Annotated in this window: 18 protein-coding genes and 1 riboswitch; of the genes, 4 read left to right on the top strand and 14 right to left on the bottom strand. The window is 55.4% G+C overall.

Annotated elements, in window-relative coordinates:
* Nucleotides 1-37 precede the first annotated feature (37 nt).
* The 6 genes from AC236I_RS23705 to AC236I_RS23680 all read right to left on the bottom strand — a co-directional run bounded on the left by AC236I_RS23705 (nucleotide 38) and on the right by AC236I_RS23680 (nucleotide 4,580).
* Entirely contained in the window at nucleotides 38-862 is an 825-nt protein-coding gene (locus tag AC236I_RS23705; RefSeq protein WP_004856400.1) for a PTS system mannose/fructose/sorbose family transporter subunit IID, read from the bottom strand.
* Nucleotides 863-873: 11 nt separating this feature from the next.
* On the bottom strand, nucleotides 874-1,671 hold the full coding sequence (locus AC236I_RS23700; protein ID WP_004856402.1) for a PTS mannose/fructose/sorbose transporter subunit IIC: 798 nt from the start codon (nucleotides 1,669-1,671) through the stop codon (nucleotides 874-876).
* Between the two features lie 173 nt (nucleotides 1,672-1,844).
* Entirely contained in the window at nucleotides 1,845-2,339 is a 495-nt protein-coding gene (locus AC236I_RS23695; RefSeq protein WP_032718537.1) for a PTS sugar transporter subunit IIB, read from the bottom strand.
* Nucleotides 2,339-2,746, bottom strand: a complete 408-nt coding sequence (locus tag AC236I_RS23690; RefSeq protein ID WP_487608655.1) for a mannose/fructose/sorbose PTS transporter subunit IIA — start codon at nucleotides 2,744-2,746, stop codon at nucleotides 2,339-2,341. The genes AC236I_RS23695 and AC236I_RS23690 overlap by 1 nt, the downstream gene beginning before the upstream one ends.
* A 9-nt stretch (nucleotides 2,747-2,755) precedes the next feature.
* Nucleotides 2,756-3,559, bottom strand: a complete 804-nt coding sequence (locus tag AC236I_RS23685) for an SDR family oxidoreductase (protein WP_004856408.1) — start codon at nucleotides 3,557-3,559, stop codon at nucleotides 2,756-2,758.
* 67 nt (nucleotides 3,560-3,626) lie between these two features.
* Complete coding sequence (locus AC236I_RS23680; RefSeq protein ID WP_004856410.1) at nucleotides 3,627-4,580, bottom strand: sugar-binding transcriptional regulator; 954 nt, start codon at nucleotides 4,578-4,580, stop codon at nucleotides 3,627-3,629.
* 343 nt (nucleotides 4,581-4,923) lie between these two features.
* On the opposite strand from AC236I_RS23680, the gene rluF reads away from it, so the two are divergent.
* Nucleotides 4,924-5,802, top strand: coding sequence for a 23S rRNA pseudouridine(2604) synthase RluF (gene rluF, locus AC236I_RS23675; protein WP_234580693.1), 879 nt, complete (start codon nucleotides 4,924-4,926; stop codon nucleotides 5,800-5,802).
* Here rluF and AC236I_RS23670 read toward each other — a convergent pair.
* The 3 genes from AC236I_RS23670 to lysC form a co-directional block, all read right to left on the bottom strand.
* A complete protein-coding gene (locus AC236I_RS23670) occupies nucleotides 5,799-6,071 on the bottom strand; it encodes a YjbD family protein (protein ID WP_075808967.1) in 273 nt (90 codons plus the stop codon). The two genes, rluF and AC236I_RS23670, sit on opposite strands and share 4 nt — an antisense overlap.
* A gap of 128 nt (nucleotides 6,072-6,199) precedes the next feature.
* The gene (gene panS, locus AC236I_RS23665) at nucleotides 6,200-7,129 is read right to left on the bottom strand and encodes a ketopantoate/pantoate/pantothenate transporter PanS (protein WP_004856416.1); all 930 of its coding nucleotides are present in this window, start codon (nucleotides 7,127-7,129) and stop codon (nucleotides 6,200-6,202) included.
* Between the two features lie 206 nt (nucleotides 7,130-7,335).
* The gene (gene lysC, locus AC236I_RS23660) at nucleotides 7,336-8,685 is read right to left on the bottom strand and encodes a lysine-sensitive aspartokinase 3 (RefSeq protein WP_004856417.1); all 1,350 of its coding nucleotides are present in this window, start codon (nucleotides 8,683-8,685) and stop codon (nucleotides 7,336-7,338) included.
* Nucleotides 8,686-8,859: 174 nt separating this feature from the next.
* A riboswitch (Lysine riboswitch) is annotated at nucleotides 8,860-9,092 on the bottom strand.
* A gap of 349 nt (nucleotides 9,093-9,441) precedes the next feature.
* Between lysC and pgi the strand changes: the two genes are divergently transcribed.
* Nucleotides 9,442-11,091, top strand: a complete 1,650-nt coding sequence (pgi, locus tag AC236I_RS23655; protein ID WP_004856418.1) for a glucose-6-phosphate isomerase — start codon at nucleotides 9,442-9,444, stop codon at nucleotides 11,089-11,091.
* Nucleotides 11,092-11,280: 189 nt separating this feature from the next.
* Here the strand turns inward: pgi and AC236I_RS23650 are convergent, their stop codons facing one another.
* Together AC236I_RS23650 and AC236I_RS23645 are read right to left on the bottom strand one after the other, a co-directional pair.
* Nucleotides 11,281-11,736, bottom strand: a complete 456-nt coding sequence (locus AC236I_RS23650; RefSeq protein ID WP_004856419.1) for an acyltransferase — start codon at nucleotides 11,734-11,736, stop codon at nucleotides 11,281-11,283.
* Between the two features lie 8 nt (nucleotides 11,737-11,744).
* Entirely contained in the window at nucleotides 11,745-12,254 is a 510-nt protein-coding gene (locus AC236I_RS23645) for a GNAT family N-acetyltransferase (RefSeq protein ID WP_015585371.1), read from the bottom strand.
* A 146-nt stretch (nucleotides 12,255-12,400) separates the two neighbouring features.
* Here AC236I_RS23645 and psiE point away from each other — a divergent pair, with 146 nt between their 5' ends.
* The gene (gene psiE, locus AC236I_RS23640; protein ID WP_004856423.1) at nucleotides 12,401-12,811 is read left to right on the top strand and encodes a phosphate-starvation-inducible protein PsiE; all 411 of its coding nucleotides are present in this window, start codon (nucleotides 12,401-12,403) and stop codon (nucleotides 12,809-12,811) included.
* Between the two features lie 195 nt (nucleotides 12,812-13,006).
* On the opposite strand, the gene malG is transcribed toward psiE, so the two are convergent.
* From malG to malE, 3 genes are all read right to left on the bottom strand, one after another.
* On the bottom strand, nucleotides 13,007-13,897 hold the full coding sequence (malG, locus tag AC236I_RS23635) for a maltose ABC transporter permease MalG (protein WP_015585370.1): 891 nt from the start codon (nucleotides 13,895-13,897) through the stop codon (nucleotides 13,007-13,009).
* Nucleotides 13,898-14,053: 156 nt separating this feature from the next.
* Entirely contained in the window at nucleotides 14,054-15,598 is a 1,545-nt protein-coding gene (gene malF / locus AC236I_RS23630; RefSeq protein WP_004856427.1) for a maltose ABC transporter permease MalF, read from the bottom strand.
* A gap of 118 nt (nucleotides 15,599-15,716) precedes the next feature.
* On the bottom strand, nucleotides 15,717-16,907 hold the full coding sequence (gene malE, locus AC236I_RS23625) for a maltose/maltodextrin ABC transporter substrate-binding protein MalE (protein WP_015585369.1): 1,191 nt from the start codon (nucleotides 16,905-16,907) through the stop codon (nucleotides 15,717-15,719).
* Nucleotides 16,908-17,276: 369 nt separating this feature from the next.
* Here malE and malK point away from each other — a divergent pair, with 369 nt between their 5' ends.
* A complete protein-coding gene (malK, locus tag AC236I_RS23620; protein WP_004856431.1) occupies nucleotides 17,277-18,386 on the top strand; it encodes a maltose/maltodextrin ABC transporter ATP-binding protein MalK in 1,110 nt (369 codons plus the stop codon).
* Nucleotides 18,387-18,431 lie beyond the last annotated feature (45 nt).

Raw genomic sequence — 18,431 nt, 5'->3', positions numbered from 1 at the left:
TTATTGAAGTGGCCCCGGCGCGACCGGGGCCGAATAATCAGGACAAGAAGCCCAGTGCGTTACCGATAATCCCCAGACCAAACAGGGCAAAGATCAGCCATACCGGGTTAACTTTTTTATTGAGCAGGCGCACCATCAACAGCGTCAGGCCCAGCGCCAGCAGGCCGGGACAAAGCTGGTCGAGGATGTTTTGTACGGTCATGGTGACGGTGGTGCCGTCGGCCCCTGGCGTTTGCGACACCACCAACGGCACGTGGATGGAGGTCCACTTGGTGACCAGCACGCCCATCACGAACAGACCTAAAATAGAGGCCCCTTCGGTCAGTTTTTGCAGCAGGTTACCGCCCATATCGCTGACGATATTGACCCCCTTACGGAAACCAAGCTGCAGGCCGTACCATTTCATTGCCAGGCGTACTGCATTGAAAATAAAGAAAAAGAGTAATGGGCCTAGTATGTTTCCCGAGAGTGCCAGCGACGCGCCGAGTGCCGCGGTAATCGGGCGTAACGTGCCCCAGACCAGCGGATCGCCGACCCCGGCCAGCGGCCCCATCAGGCCAACTTTGATGCCGTTGATCGCCCCATCGTCGATGGCCGCGCCGTTGGCGCGCGCTTCTTCCATCGCCGCGGTGACGCCCAGCACCGGGCCGCAGACGGCGGGAGTGGTGTTGAAGAACACCAGATGGCGTTTTAGCGCCGCCACCTGATCCTCTTTTAGCGGATAGAGACGCTTGATCGCCGGGATCATGTCGTAGCAAAAGCCGAGGCCATGAATGCGTTCAAAGTTGAAGGAGGCCTGCTGCAGGTTGGAGCGCAGAAAGATGTTAACCAGGTCGCCTTGGGTGAGTTTTTTCGGTTCCATAACGGGCTCCATCAGTCGTCAAGTTGGTCAAGGGCGGCGGAAGAGGCGGAGGCCTGCGGGGCCTCAGCCTTACGCCATTGCGGGTTCAGCTGGATATAAATCAGCGCGATAATGACGCCCACGCCGCCGAAGGCCAGCAGGCTGAAATCGAGATAGCCTCCCGCCAGAAAACCGAGGAAAAAGAACGGCATCAGGTATTTGACGCCCATCATGCGCAGCACCATGGCGTAGCCCACCACCACAATAAAACCACCGGCGATTTGCAGGCCGCGGGTAACAAATTCCGGAATGGCGTTCAGCATGTTGCTGACCATGTCGGCGCTGACAAACAGCGAGACCACCAGTGCCGGAATCGCGACGCGGAGCGCCTGTACGCCCAGCGCCGAGATATGCAGCATGTCAATAGTGCGAAAACGCGCGTCCTCCGCCGCCTTGTCCGCTGCGTGTTGAAAGACCACCGTGATGGTGCGGGCGAAAACGGTGAGCACCTGGCCTGCTGCGGCTACCGGCAGCGCGATGGCGATCCCGGTGGCGATACTTTGATGGCCGACGATAACCAGAATCGCGGAGATAATGCTGGCCAGCGCCGAATCCGGCGATTGCGCGGCGCCGACGTTCATCCAGCCGAGTGCGATTAGTTCCAGCGTGCCGCCGAGCATAATCCCGGTTTTTAAATCACCGAGAATTAAGCCAATGACCGTGCAGGCAATTAACGGGCGATGCGTCTGAAATTCATCCAGTACGCTGCCCATTCCGGCAATACAGGAAAAAAGAAATATGGCGATTATTTGTAGGGTACTGATTTCCATAATATGTCACCTTGAGGGTATGCAAATCCCTGCCTGTTACGGCATTAACACGGTATTACTCTGACGGTCACGGTATGGCTTTTATATTTTTAAACCTGTCACCAAAGATTGTGCTAAGTCTATTTCCAGGGTGTGCCATGCAGAATAACGATGTGCAAAATACAGGCGCTGTTTTATTCTGTGGCAGTGTGCTCGGCTATTTTGTCGAGGATATTAATGGACGGATCTGATGCCACCACACGCAAATCCAGTTTTACGCCCAGTTTATCCAGTTGACGAAATGCATGAATATCCTCGTCGTCTAAAGAGACTGCCTTGGTTAATTGTTTTTTACCCGGTCGCCAGGCCATGCCGCCAATATTTAAGGTGGCAATATTGACCCCCTGTTTGACCATCGTTAAAACATCCTGAGGGTTGGTAAATAAATAAAAAACGGTCTCGTTCTGATATTGCGGGTTGTGATAAACGGCGACTGCTTTTTCGAGGTTAACGACATTGACCTTCATGCCCGGAGGCGCGGCCTGGCGGAGTAAGGTCCGACGTACCTCATCGTTATAGACCTCGTCGTTGCAGATAATAATGCGCCGGGCGTTGGCGACTTTTGACCACACGGTGGTCACCTGGCCATGGATCAGGCGGTCATCAATACGGGCAAGCGTAATGTTCATCAAAAATCCTCCTCAATGGTTTCCGGCTGTCGCCAGACCACGCAGCACTGGCTGGCAATGGTCGTCAGATGTGCACACAGGGCGTCTGCGGTCAGGGTCTGCTGGTTATCCACCAGTTCCAGCGCCAGCGGTAATGAGAGGCCGCTGATGACCCGCAGCCGCGGGTTTTTCATCGCCAGCCCGGCAGCGGCATTCCACGGGCTGCCGCACTGTAAATCGACGGCGATCAGCCACTCACTGTCATTGTGAGTGTTTACTAACTCATCCAGCCTGGTGGCGATGTCGCTGGCGTTTTCGCCGGGCATAAATGCCACGGCGCTGGCCTGCACGTCACCATAGACCATGCGCACCGAATCCAGCATGGCGCAGGCCAGCTGACCGTGGGCGCAGAAAATCACATTCACCATATCGACTCCTTATCCGCGGGTTTTTCCGCCGGCGATGTTAGTGGTTACTCCGGTTATATAGCTTGCCCGCTCTGACAGCAGGTAGCAGACATAGTCGGCTACTTCGCTCAGACGACCGGAGCGACCAATCGGTATCGCGTTTTTGCTATAGCCCGCGCGCAGCTGCTCGACGGTGATATTGCGCGTCCAGGCCAGCGCTTCTTCGTATTCCGGCGTGCGCAACCCGGTTTTTTCGAGGATGCCAGGCGCCACGCCCACAACGCGGATACCGTGTTTCCCCAGCTCTTTGGACCATGAACGCGTGAAGCTATTCAGCGCGGCTTTGGTCGCGGCATAGCAGCTCTGACCTTCAGAGCCTTCCAGCCCGCTTTCTGACGAGACGTTAACAATGACGCCTGCGCGCTGTTTCACCATCTGCCGGGCCACCGCCTGCGACATCAGAAAGACCCCTTTTTGGTTGATGTTCACCATCTTTTCAAAGGCGGCCTCATTGAGTTCATAGCGTCCTGCCGGGGCTTTCTCATCGACGAGGAGACGCGGAAAATTCACTCCGGCATTATTCACCAGACCATCGATACGACCGTATTGTTGAATAATCTGTTCGACGGTGTGATTCACCTCGCTGGCGCTGGAAATATCCGTAGGCCAGAACCTGTAATGGTCATGGTGGTGATGCTTGTCACCGCCGTGAATATCGATCATCTGGACATTTGCACCGAGACTTAATAACTCGTCAACAATTGCCAGACCAATTCCCGACGCGCCGCCGGTAACAATAATTGTTTTATCTTGCAGATTTAGCCATGTTTGCATAATCGTCATCTCATTTTCAGGTAAAGGGATCCCACGCAGCGCGAGCTGCGTCAAAAGAAAACGTCTTTTATTTCAGTAACCGTTCTGCGGTCTCTCGATTCGTCACCAGACAGTTAATATAACCCCCGCGCAATGCGCCAATAATTCCGGTATATTTTTCTTCGCCGATGGCGATACCCACGGAATAACGCACCTGTTTTAATCTGGCAATATCGATGGAGAGCGTTTTTTCATTCATATTGGTTTCAACGGCGATACCGTTGATATCATAAAAGCGTGAACAAATATCGCCGGCGACGTGTCGCGCGTTAAGATCATCGCTCTCTTCGCTACCATAAAACGCATGCCAGTTGGCGCCATCGCGAATCGCCGGAGAACCGATACCCACCAGCGCCACATCGAGATTCTCCCAGTAGGATGAAATCGTTTTAAAATGCTGGGACTGCATAATACCGTTGCGAATCAATGTGTTTTCCAGCAGCGCCGGGAAGTCGGCAAGATGCGATTCGGCTTTCAGCCTGGCGGCGGCGCCGTAGGTCAGCGTGTTCACATGATACCGGCTCTCCAGCTTGCCCGAGGGGCCGCCGATAATCGGTACGCAAATCACCTGCCGCGACTGACTGGCCTGCGGTAGCGTTTCGACCAGCGCACGAACCGCCCGCCCCCAGGAAAAGCCGATAATATCGCCAGGTTCAAGCAGGCGGTCGACCAGCTGAGCGCCATGCTGCCCGATGGTGCTCAGCTGGTCCTCTTCCTGTGATGACTCGCAGGAGGCGACCACCGCCTCTTTGAGAGCGAACTTTTGCTTCAGCTGCTGTTCCAGCCACAGATTTTCGTTGTAGTCGTAGTTGATGGCGATGGTGACAATACCCTGCTCACGACCGCGTTTTAGCAGGCGGCTGATCGTGGTGCGGTAAATACCCAGCTCACGGGCAATCTGCGCCTGGGTCATCTCCTGCTCATAATAGAGCTGGGCAACTTTAACGATTAAGCGGATATCATCGCTATTTTCGATCGCCATCTTTGGGCTCCTGCACATTTGTGCAAACGGTGTTCTTGCTCTCTTGATCTGATATAACCCCAACTATCGCCGGCGACAAAGCAATTTTCCGCTATATCATCACCATAAGATGGCGGTTTGTTTTGCACATTTGATTGCTGACCTGCCTGGAGATGGCACGTTTGTGCGTGATGAGCTAATGGTTTGATTCTGCTTATTTTCGCCGGGCAGAATTGCACGGCACGGGGTGGAACACTTTTGTGTAGAAAGGTGTGACGGATCACATTTAGCGGCGAGTCGTGGAGACGCGATTATTTTTGATTGTCCGCGGCCTGAGGTATATTTCGCTTTTACAGGAGAATTTATGCTGCCCGACTCATCAACCCGACTCAATAAATACATCAGTGAAAGCGGAATTTGCTCGCGTCGCGAAGCCGATCGCTACATTGAACAAGGCAATGTTTTTATCAATGGCAAGCGTGCGACCATTGGCGATCAGGTTAATCCTGGCGATGTCGTGAAGGTCAACGGTCAATTGATCGAGCCGCGCGAGGCCGAAGATCTGGTCTTCATCGCCCTGAATAAACCGGTCGGTATTGTCAGCACAACGGAAGACAGCGAGCGCGATAACATTGTGGACTTTGTTAACCACAGCAAGCGTGTCTTCCCGATTGGTCGACTGGACAAAGACTCTCAGGGGCTGATCTTTCTGACCAACCACGGCGATCTGGTGAATAAGATCCTGCGTGCCGGCAACGATCACGAGAAAGAGTATCTGGTGACGGTGGACAAGCCGGTGACCGAGGAGTTTATCCGCGGTATGGGCGCTGGCGTCCCGATTCTTGGCACGGTGACGAAGAAGTGTAAAGTCAAGAAGGAAGCGCCGTTCGTGTTTCGTATTACCCTGGTTCAGGGCCTGAACCGGCAGATTCGCCGGATGTGCGAGCACTTTGGCTATGAGGTCACGAAGCTGGAACGGACGCGGATCATGAACGTCGGGCTGTCGGGACTGCCGCTTGGTGAGTGGCGCGACCTGACGGATGATGAGCTGGTGGCGCTGTTTAAGCTGATTGAGAATTCATCCTCTGAGGCCAAACCGAAGGCGAAAGCCAAACCGAAAACCGCCGGGATCAAACGTCCGGTGGTGAAGATTGAAAAGAGCAGTGAGAAAAACGAGAAAGGGCGCCCGGCGTCTAACGGAAAACGTTTTACTCAGCCGGGGCGTAAAAAGAAAGGGCGTTAACGCCTGCCGCGCGTTGGCGTGCTCGCCGACCACGAAAATGATGCTTCGTTATCGGGTTTGTAGGCCTGCTTTTTCTTTAACTGGCGGGCCTTTTTCGCTTCGGCTTCTCGCAGCACCATCAGCTTGTCGATGTACTCTTTCTTGACGGCGTTGGTCTCCGCGTTGGTCAGCGGACGGCCGTGCGCAATTCGGGCCCGGTCAAGCAGCGTTTTGAGTTCGCGTTGCTCGCGCTCTGTCATCTCTTTTTGCGTAATGCGGGGAAGTGCCATAGTGGTGCCCTCAGTCTGCCGGATAACCCAGTGTACGGTAATCGCGGGCCGACGGACAGCGCGTTAGTCCCGTTGAGGAACGCGTAAACGGGGAAATTACCCGGGCCGTTGGCCCGGGTGAGTGAATATTAGCGTTTGTTCACGTTTTTGGCGGTAGGTTTCCCGGACCAGTAGCCCGCCAGCAGCGAACCGGACAGGTTGTGCCAGACTGAAAACAGCGCACCGGGCAGCGCGGCGAGCGGGCCGAAGTAGATTTTCCCCAGCGCGGCAGCCAGACCAGAGTTTTGCATCCCTACTTCAATCGCCAGCGTCCGGCAGGTTGACTCGTCAAAGCCAAACAGCCGCCCGCCCCAGTAGCCGCCGAGCAGACCGATGGCGTTATGCAGGATCACCGCGACAATCACCACCAGGCCCACCGAAGCGATATGGGAGGCGGAGCCGGCGACGACGGCGCTGATAATCGCCAGGATGCAGATCATCGAGAAGGCGGGCAGAAAAGGTTCAACCGCTTTCACCACTTTGGGCAGCGTATGGTGAATCACCAGGCCCAGCGCAATCGGGATCACGACGATCTGCAGGATGCTGAGCAGCATCCCCATTACGTCGACCTGAATGTGCGCATCCACATACAGCCGCGTCAGCAGCGGCGTGGCAACCACGCCGACCAGCGTAGAAACAGATGAGATGGTGACAGACAGCGCCACATCGCCTTTCGCGAGATAGATCATCACGTTCGATGCTGTCCCGCTGGCGACGCTCCCGACCAGTACCATGCCGGCTGACAGCTCAGGCGGCATATGGAACAGCAGCGCCAGCGCCCAGGCGGCGAGAGGCATCACCAGATAGTGAAGAAAAATACCTGCAGCAACCGGCGCCGGGCGCGACAGCACGCGCTTAAAGTCATCCAGTTTCAGATGCACCCCCATTCCGAACATGATGAGCATCAGCAGCGTGGTGACCCACGGCCCGACGGGCGTAAAGGTCGACGGGGTATAATAAGCCAGAACAGAGAGCAGCAGCGCCCATAACGGGAACAGCCTCGTCAGAGTAGCGAGCATGTTGTTTTCCTTGCGATTAACGCCTCATCCTTCGGGCAACGCGTGCGCAGGCGGTGTCTGTTTCCCCGGGCACGTTGTCTGCTGTGCATCAGGGGGCGTCGCACCGGCCCGTCGCCCGAACGATTGAGGGGATGTTGTGTTGATATAGTTATAAAAAAGCCGGGTTCGAGCCCGGCTATAGGTAATTTTTATCGCGTGAAGAAATATTATTCAAACAAATTATGATGCAATTTCTGCACGACTTTCTCGGCATCCGCCCCAGGCACCAGGAAGCAGAGGTTATGGCTGGATGCGCCGTAGCAAATCATACGAATATTGAACGGCTCCAGGACGCCGAAAACTTCTTTGCCCACGCCACAGGCGCGCGACAACTCGTTACCGATTAACGCCACCAGCGCCAGATCCTGCTCCACTTCTACGCGGCACAGGGAGGAGAGTTCGGTCAGCAGCGCCTGCGTCAGCAGAGTATCGGTGGCGGAGGTTGAACCGGTGGTATCCATAGTCAACGCGATGCTGACTTCGGACGTGGTGATCAGATCCACGGAAATATTGTGGCGCGCGAGGATCCCGAACACTTCCGCCAGGAAGCCGCGAGAGTGCAGCATATTCAGGCTATGCAGCGTCAGCAGCGTCTGGCGGCGGCGCAGGGCCAGCGCGCGGAACAGCGGCGGATTTTCGGTTTTATTACACACCAGCGTTCCGCCGGCGGTGGGTTCTTTGCTGGATCCCACGAACACCGGAATATCGCTACGCACGGCGGGCAGCAGGGTGGCCGGATGAAGCACTTTGGCGCCAAAGGTGGCCATTTCTGCCGCTTCGGCAAATGCGATGACATCAATGCGTTTTGCCGCCGGCGCGACGCGCGGGTCGGTGGTGTAGATACCCGGGACATCGGTCCAGATATCGACACGGCTGGCGTTCAGCGCTTCGCCCAGCAGAGCGGCGGTATAGTCGCTGCCGCCGCGGCCCAGCGTTGTGGTACGGCCTTTGGCTTCGCTGCCGATAAAGCCCTGGGTGACCACCAGACCTTCAGCCAGCCGCGGAGTCAGCTGCAGCTGCGTCAGCTCGGCGAGTGCGGCAATGTCTGGCTCGGCGCGGCCGAAGCGATCGTTGGTGCGCATAATCTTACGTACATCGAACCACTGTGACGCAATACCGCGCTCGCGGAGAATTTCGACAAACAGCAGGGTGGACATCAGTTCGCCATGGCTGACCAGCTCGTCGGTCAGCGCAGCGGAACTTGCCAGCGCAGCGGCTTCTGCCAGGGTGGTGATATTTTCCAGCAGACGCTCGATCTCTTCGCGAATCACGTTGGGATAGCGCAGACGCTCCAGGATATTGAATTGAATCTGGCGCAGCGATTCGAGCTTTTCAAAACGCTCAGCGGGTTCCAGCCCTTCAGCCAAAGCAACCAGAAGATTGGTCACACCCGCAGAGGCCGATAACACCACGACGCGCGTGTTCTCATCAAGTCGCGCAACATCAACGCTGCGATTCATGGCATCGAAATCGGCAACGCTGGTGCCGCCGAATTTGGCTACAACTAAATCTGTCATAACAACCTCGTGTCAGGGGGGGCCTGACTTATTAAAACGATTCCTGAGTGGGGCTGGGCTGGACACCAACTTACAGTAATAAAATGTCTTAATAAGCCAGGCCAAATTATTCAGCCATGGCACAAGGGAAGAGCGAAAAACAGGGTGGGCGCAGAGCAATAAACAGCTACGATGTCACCCAGAAGTGCTCCACCTTGTAGACCCGCTCCCCAACGCCTTGCGTCAGTTCCTGGGTATGAAACGCCCGACTGCGAACGTTTCTGGTGACAACCCAGGGGATTCAGCCCCTGTGGCCGGTGATGTGCGTACCAGACGCTTTATCACCTCGGCGTTGCTCCCCCTCACGTATTTTCGCCGGACTGGTTCCTCCAATACGGTTACCTGGGCAACGCACCTCTTCTGGCAATTACCGACGTCTTTCACTTTGCCTGGGGGCGCTGGTGATGATCCCCCTGCAATACCCTTTCGCTGTAGCGTGAAATGCGCGAGCAATACAAACCTGCATAAATGCAGGCAGTGCAGTTATATAAAGGCTTCGGAGTAGGTATGTCAACGTTGCGGTTATGCGGATTTTTCATGCGGGGGTGATTAACAGAAAAAAGCCTTATGATGGCTATACTAGTAGAGGCTTTTTGCCCCGAACTGACCCTATTCCTGACACGTGTCATAGGCATAACATAAAAATCATCACAATTTTTTGCCGCCGGCGCTACAATCGACCGCAGTCACAATTCTCAAATCAGAAGAGTATTGCTAATGAAAAACATCAACCCAACGCAGACCTCTGCCTGGCAGGCATTACAGAAACACTTTGATGAAATGAAAGATGTCACTATCAGCGAGCTTTTCGCGCAAGATAGCGACCGTTTTTCTAAGTTTTCCGCAACGTTCGACGATCTGATGCTGGTGGATTTCTCCAAAAACCGCATCACTGAAGAGACGCTGACCAAACTGCAGGATCTGGCGAAAGAGACCGATCTGGCAGGGGCGATCAAGTCCATGTTCTCCGGTGAGAAGATCAACCGCACTGAAGATCGCGCTGTTCTGCACGTTGCTCTGCGCAACCGTAGCAATACCCCGATTATTGTTGATGGCAAAGATGTGATGCCGGAAGTGAATGCTGTTCTCGAAAAGATGAAGCATTTCTCTGAAGCGATCATCTCCGGCAGCTGGAAAGGCTATACCGGTAAAGCGATTACCGATGTAGTGAATATCGGTATCGGTGGCTCTGACCTCGGCCCGTTCATGGTGACCGAAGCGCTGCGCCCGTATAAAAACCATCTCAATATGCACTTTGTATCTAACGTCGATGGCACCCACATCGCCGAAGTGCTGAAAACGGTGAACCCGGAAACCACCCTGTTCCTGGTTGCGTCGAAAACCTTCACCACCCAGGAAACCATGACCAACGCCCACAGCGCGCGCGACTGGTTCCTGGCGACCGCGGGCGATGAGAAGCACGTGGCGAAACACTTCGCCGCACTCTCCACCAATGGCAAAGCGGTGGGCGAGTTCGGGATTGATACTGCCAATATGTTTGAGTTCTGGGACTGGGTTGGCGGCCGTTACTCCCTGTGGTCAGCCATCGGCCTGTCCATTATCCTGTCCGTGGGCTTCGACAACTTTGTTGAGCTGCTCTCCGGCGCGCATGCGATGGACAAACATTTCTCCACCGCCGCGCCAGAAAAAAACCTGCCGGTGTTGCTGGCGCTGATCGGCATCTGGTACAACAACTTCTTCGGTGCTGAAACCGAAGCCATTCTGCCGTACGACCAGTACATGCACCGCTTCCCGGCGTATTTCCAGCAGGGCAACATGGAATCTAACGGCAAATACGTTGACCGTAACGGCAACGCCGTAGATTACCAGACCGGCCCGATCATCTGGGGTGAGCCGGGCACCAACGGTCAGCACGCGTTCTATCAGCTGATTCACCAGGGGACCAAAATGGTACCGTGCGATTTTATCGCCCCGGCCATTACCCATAACCCGCTCTCCGATCACCATCCGAAGCTGCTGTCTAACTTCTTTGCGCAGACCGAAGCGCTGGCGTTCGGTAAATCCCGTGAAGTGGTTGAGCAGGAGTATCGTGACCAGGGTAAAGATCCGGCAACCCTGGATCACGTGGTGCCGTTCAAAGTGTTCGAAGGCAACCGCCCGACCAACTCCATCCTGCTGCGTGAAATCACCCCGTTCAGCCTCGGCGCGCTGATTGCCCTGTATGAACATAAGATCTTCACCCAGGGCGCGATCCTCAACATCTTCACCTTCGACCAGTGGGGCGTTGAGTTAGGTAAACAGCTGGCAAACCGCATTCTGCCAGAGCTGAAAGATGGCGAAGAAATCAGCAGCCACGACAGCTCGACGAACGGCCTGATTAACCGTTACAAAGCCTGGCGCGCATAAGGCGCCGGTGCCTGAATACCGGTCAGGGCGATCGGTATTCAGGCTATGTGCTTTCTGCATTCACCCGGCGGTGCGTTGTTTGCGCGGGCCGACGACTGTGTTTTGTAGGCCGTGCAAGGCGTCAGCCGCCGTCCGGCAGACGTCCAGCGAACCGATCTCAATGCCGACCTTCCGGGGCGGCATTTTTGTTTATAGCCGCCGCAGCAGTTTCGCCGGGTTACCCGCCCAGACGCCTTTTTCTGTTATCGATTTCGTGACCACGCTCCCGGCGCCAATCACCGCGCCATCGCAGATGCTGACCGCCAGAATGGCCGCGCCGCTGCCGATAGAAACATCGTTGCCAAGCGTAATTCGCCCCCAGTTTTCCCGGTTGGCATCGGGGCGGCCCTCGCGAAACATATCGTTGGCAAACATCACGCCGTGGCCGATAAAGCAACGCTCGCCGATCGTGACATACTCGCAGATAAAGGTATGGGACTGGATTTTACTGTCGGCACCGATGCGCGTATGGCCCTGAATTTCGACGAATGGCCCGACAAAGACGTTATCGCCAAGCGTGCAGTCATAGAGATTGGCAGGTTGATAAATCACCACGTTCTCGCCGCTGGTGACGTTGCGGATGCCGGTTTCACGAAGAGTGTGCATAGCGCCTCTCAGATAGGTTTGGCCAGAATATGTAGCGTGCTCGTCTGGGTTGCGGAGCGGAATACGCTGTCTTTCACATATTGCATACCTGAACGCTCATAAAAACGCCTGGCGCCGGGGTTGCTGGCGAGGACTTCCAGCCACAGCCAGTCGTCACCCGCCGCCTTTGCCCGCGCTTCAACGGCGCTAAAAATCTGCTCACCGTAGCCATGCCCTGTTTCAGTCGGCAGTAAATAGAGCTTATGCAGTAACGTGCCGCGCGGACCATCGGACGCTATCGGCTGATGGCAGCTGTATTTCGCGAAGCCGACAGGATGCCGGGCTTCGGCAATCAGCCAGCAGCTGCGCTCATCGGCGAGGCTGCGGTGAAGGGCGGGCAGGGAGTACTCCTGCTGGAGGAAGTGCGCCAGCTCGCTGGCGCTGTGCCAGAGGTGGGCGAAGTGGTGGCGATAGCTGGCGTTCCCCATTTCACTCAGCAGGGGAGCGTCTTCCCGGTGCGCCGTACGTATTGTCAGCATTGCTGTATCCTTTTTAACCCGCCAGTCTGGCAAGTGATTGTTACATTTGACGCAACAGACGCAAAAAGTTAACGAATAATATCGATCTGGATCACGTTTTTGCGTTATACAGATCGGCAGGAATAACGAATATAAGAGGTACGCATATGCCGTCGGTCTATCGTCCGTTGGTCAATTTTGTGGCGACCGCCATGCAGGCAGTTTTGAATCTGGCGCTGCTGTGTCTGGGGGTCATCCTGGTGGTTTTTCTGGGGAAAGAGACGTTCCATCTGGCGCATGTCCTGTTTACTCCGGAGCCGGTGAGTAAGTACAAGCTGGTCGAAGGGCTGGTGGTTTATTTTCTCTATTTCGAGTTTATCGCGCTGATTGTGAAGTACTTTGAGTCGGGCTTTCACTTTCCGCTGCGCTATTTTGTCTATATCGGCATTACGGCGATTGTGCGTCTGATTATTGTCGATCACGAATCGCCGATGGCGGTGCTTATCTATTCGGCAGCGATCCTGATTCTGGTGATTACGCTGTGGCTGTGTAACTCCAACCGCCTGAAACGCGAATAAAAAAAAGCGGCCTCCAGAGGCCGCTGACCAACAGTCACAAAACTTAATTTATGTAGGGTCCAGTTGAGGATAGCAGTGGCATTTGCCTTACTTTTTCAGCTGAGGGCGGTAGTTGCCGTACCCGGTTGGGGTTCGTGTACAGCAACTAAGTCACCGTCCCTCCTCTGAAATTTGGGGCGGGTATAACGATGAAACTTAACCTTTCACCCCGCCTGCCGTCAGGCCGTTAACCAGCCAGCGCTGGGCCAGCAGGAAGACAACCGTAATCGGAATGGCGGAGAGCACCGCCGCAGCGGCAAAGTCACCCCACAGGTAGTTCTGCGGGTTGAGATACTGTTGCATACCTACGGCCAGGGTATAGCTGTTCACATCGCGCAGCAGCAGCGAGGCTACCGGGACTTCGGTAATCGCAGCAATGAACGACAGAATAAATACGACGGCCAGAATCGGTACCGACAGCGGCAACAGGACCAGACGGAAGGCCTGCCACGGCGTCGCGCCATCCAGCGCCGCCGCTTCTTCCAGCGAGCCGTCGATGGTTTCGAAGTAGCCCTTAATCGTCCAGACGTGCAGCGCGATGCCGCCCATATAGGCGAAGATGACGCCGCCGTGGGTGTTCAGGCCGACGAACGGTAAATACTGGCCGAGGCGGTCAAACAAGGCGTATAGCGCCACCAGCGACAGCACCGCCGGGAACATCTGGAAAATCAGCATCCCTTTCAGCAGGGTCGCTTTGCCCGGGAAGCGCATACGGGCAAAGGCGTAGGCGCAGGTCGTGGACAGCGCCACGATACCGATGGCGGTGATCCCGGCCACTTTCACCGAGTTCCACAACCATAGCAGAACCGGGAAAGGTGGCGGGGTGACGCGGCCGTCAGCGTGTTCGACGCTGAAGCCCAGCGCCAGCCGCCAGTGCTCCCAGGAGATTTGGTCCGGGATCAGGCTGCCGGTGGCGAAGTTACCCTCGCGCAGAGAGATAGCAATAACCATCAGCAGCGGGAACATAATCGCCGCGATGAAAACCAGCAGCAGGAGGTGCGTGGTGAGCAGACGCAGCTTCTGAGATTTGGGTTGTACCATAGCCATAATATTTTTATTCCCCTTGATACCGCTCCAGGCTATCTCACTTGCCATTTTGAACCCGGGCAGTGCTCATCATCCTCACGTACTACGTGTACGCTCCGGTTCTTGCGCGCTGGCCGGGCCCAAACTGGCTGCGTCAATGACGCCTGGTTATTCCAGTTAGTCGAATTTCATTCGTGTGGCTTTCAGGTTAACAATCGCCAGTACGCCCACCAGCAGGAAGATCAGGGTGGCAATCGCTGCCGCCAGACCGAAGTCCTGACCGCCGCCGCCTTCGAAGGCGATACGGTAGGTGTAGCTGACCAGCAGGTCGGTATAACCGGCCGGCGTGGTGGTGCCGAGACGGTCCGGACCACCGTTGGTTAACAGCTGAATCAACACGAAGTTGTTAAAGTTAAAGGCGAAGCTGGCGATCATCAGCGGCGTCAGCGGCTTAATCAGCAGCGGCAGCGTAATCTTAAAGAAGTTCTGGAACGGACCGGCGCCGTCCATTGCCGATGCTTCGTACAGGTCGTCAGGAATCGCTTTCAGCAGGCCCATGCACAGAATCATCATGTACGGGTAGCCCAGCCAGGTGTTGACGATGACGATCATCGAACGCGCGGTGGTCGGGTCGCTGAACCAGGCCGGTTTGATGCCGAACAGCGCGCTGAGCATCATGTTGATTTCACCAAAGCTCTGGTTGAACAGCCCTTTGAAAATCAGAATCGAGATAAACGACGGTACGGCGTAAGGCAGAATCAGCAGAACACGGTAAATCGCTTTACCTTTCAAGGATTCCCACTGTACGAGGCAGGCGAGGATCATGCCCACGGCCACGGTCAGAATCACGGTCAGGACTGAGAAGACCACCGTCCAGACGAAGATAGCGAAGAACGGTTTCTGAATCCCTTCGTCGGTAAAGACGCGGGTGAAGTTATCCCAGCCGATCCCGACGGTGTAGCCCGGGCTCAGCTTCTCAGCGCCCCAGCTACCGTCGGCGTTGATGGACTGGTAGAAACCGACGTCATTGTTCGGACGATATTTTACGCCGCTCTGGTTGTTGGCCAGCGTGCCATCATTGGCCAGCGTATACAGCGGCTGGGTACCGGAGAACTGGCGCAGTGAGCTCATGATCACTTTGCTGTCGTCAGGCAGGATGGCGGTCAGCTGGTTCAGCGCGGTGCGGTTTTGGGTGATGATCCGCAGGTTTGCGCGTTCACCTTCCGGCAGCGCTTCAGCTTCTTTTAAGGCCAGTTTCTGCTCGCCGCCGAGTTTAAAGGCATCGGAGACGTAATTTTTGCCGCTGTCGCCATCGGTCAGCGCCAGTTTCCACTCATCTCCCGCCGGGAACAGCGAGAAGTTGTAGGATTTACCGGCCTGGAACGAGCGATCCATCAGCACTTCCTGAGCGCGCTCAAAGGTTAGCTGGTTGGTGCTGCTGTAGTTGGTGAAGGCGATGGCGATGGTACAGACCAGCGGGAACAGGACGAACAGCCCCATCCCGGCGAGCCCCGGGTAGACATAGCGCCAGGCATAGGCCTTGCGGTTGGTAAAGATATACAGGCCAGCTGAGCTTAAAATCAGCGTCAGGATGGCAAACAGGTACTCCCCCTGGGCGTACATCAAAACGACAAGGTAACCCACCAGCAGGCACAGCAAGCCAATCACAGACCATGTCAGCTGCGGGCTTTGCCACCAGTGTTTCTTTTTAACGACATCCATGGGGATCATCCTCTACAGCGGTGAAAACTTATTTGTCAGGCCGCGCTTATGCTCGCCTGACCTACGGCCCAGGCCGTAGTTGTAAGGCGGGTAAGCGTAAGCGCCACCCGCCATTTTCTTATTTAGTGATACGAGACTGTGCGTCTTTCAGCGCGGCATCGACGGTCTGACGACCGCTAGCTGCGTTGATAACCGCGGTACGTACGGCATACCAGAAGGCGGACATCTGCGGGATGTTCGGCATAATTTCGCCTTTCTGGGCGTTCGCCATGGTTGCAGCGATACGCGGATCTTTCTCCAGTTTTTCCTGGAAGGATTTCAGCGCAACGGCGCCCAGCGGTTTGTCCTTGTTCACTTCGTCCAGACCCTGGTCGGTCAGCAGATAGTTTTCGAGGAACTCTTTCGCCAGTTCTTTGTTCGGGCTGGCGGCGTTGATACCGGCGCTCAGTACGCCGACAAACGGTTTAGACGCTTTGCCTTTGAAGGTTGGCAGCAGCGCGACGCCATAGTTGACCTTGCTCTTATCGATATTCGACCATGCCCACGGACCGTTGATGGTCATCGCGGTTTCGCCTTTGTTGAATGCGGCTTCAGCGATGGAGTAATCGGTATCGGCATTCATGTGTTTATTCTTGATGAGGTCAACCAGGAAGGTCAGACCGGCTTTCGCGCCAGCGCTGTCCACGCCTACGTTTTTGACGTCATACTTGCCGTTTTCAAATTTGAACGCATATCCGCCGTCAGCGGCAATCAGCGGCCAGGTGAAGTACGGTTCTTGCAGGTTGAACATCAGCGCGCTCTTACCTTTCGCTTTCAGTTCTTTATCCAGCGCCGGGATCTCTTCCCAGGTTTTCGGCGGATTCGGGACCAGGTCTTTGTTGTAAATCAGCGACAGCGCTTCAACCGCGATAGGGTAGGCGATCAGTTTGCCGTTATAGCGTACGGCGTCCCAGGTAAACGGATAGAGTTTGTCCTGGAAAGCTTTGTCCGGGGAGATTTCAGCCAGCAGGCCAGATTGCGCATAGCCACCGAAACGGTCATGAGCCCAGAAGATGATGTCCGGGCCGTCGCCAGTCGCCGCGACCTGCGGGAATTTCTCTTCCAGCTTATCCGGGTGTTCGATGGAAACTTTAATGCCGGTATCTTTTTCAAACTTCTTACCCACTTCGGCGAGACCGTTATAGCCTTTGTCGCCGTTAATCCAGATAACCAGCTTACCTTCTTCAATTTTGGCGAGGGCAGAGGCGGAAAACATCATCGTGGTCAATGCAGACAACGCGAGGATGCGAGCGCCGGTTTTGATTTTCATATACCAGTCCTTTTTGGTGATGTGCTCGTGGATACACTTAGGTGGCTTAACGGTGATGAGTTTCCTTTTTTAACAACCCCTTTCCATCCTCCCTATGTCTACGCCCCACCCATGGTTTGTGTGATCTGTATTGCAGAAATGCCCGTATTGGGGTCTGGAGCACATAAAAACGGGGCCATTTTTGCTACTTGCATCACGAAAATGGCTTTGCCACGCCATCCCCCGCAGCGAGGGGCAATCTCTCATCCTCCCGTCTCCTCCCCCATAAAAAAGGCGGGGGTGGAGGATTCACCAGGTGAATGAATGCCGCATAGTCAGCCCATCTTGAATGTGTCTTTTAGTGACAGGTTGTAACGAAGGGAGATGGGGATGGCGAGCGTACAGCTGCGAAATATAACGAAAGCCTGGGGTGACGTGGTGGTGTCGAAAGATATCAATCTCGACATCCAGGAAGGGGAGTTCGTGGTGTTTGTCGGGCCATCGGGCTGCGGCAAATCAACCCTGCTGCGTATGATTGCCGGGCTGGAAACCATAACCAGTGGTGATTTATTTATTGGTGATGCGCGAATGAACGATATCCCTCCTGCCGAACGCGGTATCGGGATGGTGTTCCAGTCGTATGCGCTTTACCCTCATCTTTCCGTTGCGGAAAACATGTCCTTCGGCCTCAAGCTGGCCGGTGCTAAAAAAGAGTTAATTAACCAGCGCGTCACCCAGGTAGCGGAAGTGCTGCAGCTGGCGCATTTGCTGGAGCGTAAGCCGAAGGCATTATCCGGTGGACAGCGTCAGCGTGTGGCGATTGGCCGTACCCTGGTTGCTGAACCCCGCGTGTTCCTGCTCGACGAACCACTTTCTAACCTCGACGCCGCGCTGCGTGTGCAGATGCGTATCGAAATCTCCCGTCTGCATAAGCGCCTTGGGCGCACGATGATCTACGTTACCCACGATCAGGTCGAAGCGATGACGCTGGCCGACAAAATTGTGGTGCTGGACGCCGGCCGCGTGGCGCAGGTCGGGAAACCGCTGGAACTGTATCACTACCCGGCCGATCGCTTTGTTGCGGGCTTTATTGGTTCGCCAAAGATGAACTTCCTGCCGGTAAAAGTCACCGCAACCGCCATTGAGCAGGTTCAGGTCGAACTGCCGAACCGCCAGCACGTCTGGCTGCCGGTGGACAGCGCCCGCGTTCAGGTTGGCGCCAACATGTCCTTAGGTATCCGTCCGGAACACCTGCTGCCCAGCGATATCGCCGACGTCACCCTTGAAGGGGTCGTTCAGGTGGTTGAGCAGCTTGGTCACGAAACACAAATTCATATCCAGATCCCCGCCATCCGTCAAAACCTGGTTTACCGCCAGAACGACGTGGTGTTGGTAGAAGAGGGAGCCACATTCGCTATCGGTTTGCCACCAGAGCGCTGCCATTTATTCCGTGAGGATGGTACGGCGTGTCGTCGGTTGCATAAAGAGCCGGGCGTGTAAGGCTTCCCATTAAAAAAAACACGAACCCCATAGGGCGCTGCAACC

This window comes from Klebsiella sp. Sb-30 (assembly GCF_057652795.1).
Note: the sequence above shows the minus strand (reverse complement) of the source record. Positions and strands in the feature narration are given on the sequence as shown.

Excerpts from the sequence above, each read along its gene's own strand:
- AC236I_RS23680 (WP_004856410.1), bottom strand. The coding sequence starts at position 4,580 with ATGGCGATCGAAAATAGCGATGATATCCGCTTAATCGTTAAAGTTGCC.
- AC236I_RS23695 (WP_032718537.1), bottom strand. The coding sequence starts at position 2,339 with ATGAACATTACGCTTGCCCGTATTGATGACCGCCTGATCCATGGCCAG.
- malK (WP_004856431.1), top strand. The coding sequence starts at position 17,277 with ATGGCGAGCGTACAGCTGCGAAATATAACGAAAGCCTGGGGTGACGTG.
- AC236I_RS23650 (WP_004856419.1), bottom strand. The coding sequence starts at position 11,736 with ATGCACACTCTTCGTGAAACCGGCATCCGCAACGTCACCAGCGGCGAG.
- psiE (WP_004856423.1), top strand. The coding sequence starts at position 12,401 with ATGCCGTCGGTCTATCGTCCGTTGGTCAATTTTGTGGCGACCGCCATG.
- malG (WP_015585370.1), bottom strand. The coding sequence starts at position 13,897 with ATGGCTATGGTACAACCCAAATCTCAGAAGCTGCGTCTGCTCACCACG.
- malF (WP_004856427.1), bottom strand. The coding sequence starts at position 15,598 with ATGGATGTCGTTAAAAAGAAACACTGGTGGCAAAGCCCGCAGCTGACA.
- AC236I_RS23700 (WP_004856402.1), bottom strand. The coding sequence starts at position 1,671 with ATGGAAATCAGTACCCTACAAATAATCGCCATATTTCTTTTTTCCTGT.
- rluF (WP_234580693.1), top strand. The coding sequence starts at position 4,924 with ATGCTGCCCGACTCATCAACCCGACTCAATAAATACATCAGTGAAAGC.
- AC236I_RS23645 (WP_015585371.1), bottom strand. The coding sequence starts at position 12,254 with ATGCTGACAATACGTACGGCGCACCGGGAAGACGCTCCCCTGCTGAGT.
- malE (WP_015585369.1), bottom strand. The coding sequence starts at position 16,907 with ATGAAAATCAAAACCGGCGCTCGCATCCTCGCGTTGTCTGCATTGACC.
- AC236I_RS23705 (WP_004856400.1), bottom strand. The coding sequence starts at position 862 with ATGGAACCGAAAAAACTCACCCAAGGCGACCTGGTTAACATCTTTCTG.
- pgi (WP_004856418.1), top strand. The coding sequence starts at position 9,442 with ATGAAAAACATCAACCCAACGCAGACCTCTGCCTGGCAGGCATTACAG.
- lysC (WP_004856417.1), bottom strand. The coding sequence starts at position 8,685 with ATGACAGATTTAGTTGTAGCCAAATTCGGCGGCACCAGCGTTGCCGAT.
- panS (WP_004856416.1), bottom strand. The coding sequence starts at position 7,129 with ATGCTCGCTACTCTGACGAGGCTGTTCCCGTTATGGGCGCTGCTGCTC.
- AC236I_RS23685 (WP_004856408.1), bottom strand. The coding sequence starts at position 3,559 with ATGCAAACATGGCTAAATCTGCAAGATAAAACAATTATTGTTACCGGC.
- AC236I_RS23670 (WP_075808967.1), bottom strand. The coding sequence starts at position 6,071 with ATGGCACTTCCCCGCATTACGCAAAAAGAGATGACAGAGCGCGAGCAA.
- AC236I_RS23690 (WP_487608655.1), bottom strand. The coding sequence starts at position 2,746 with ATGGTGAATGTGATTTTCTGCGCCCACGGTCAGCTGGCCTGCGCCATG.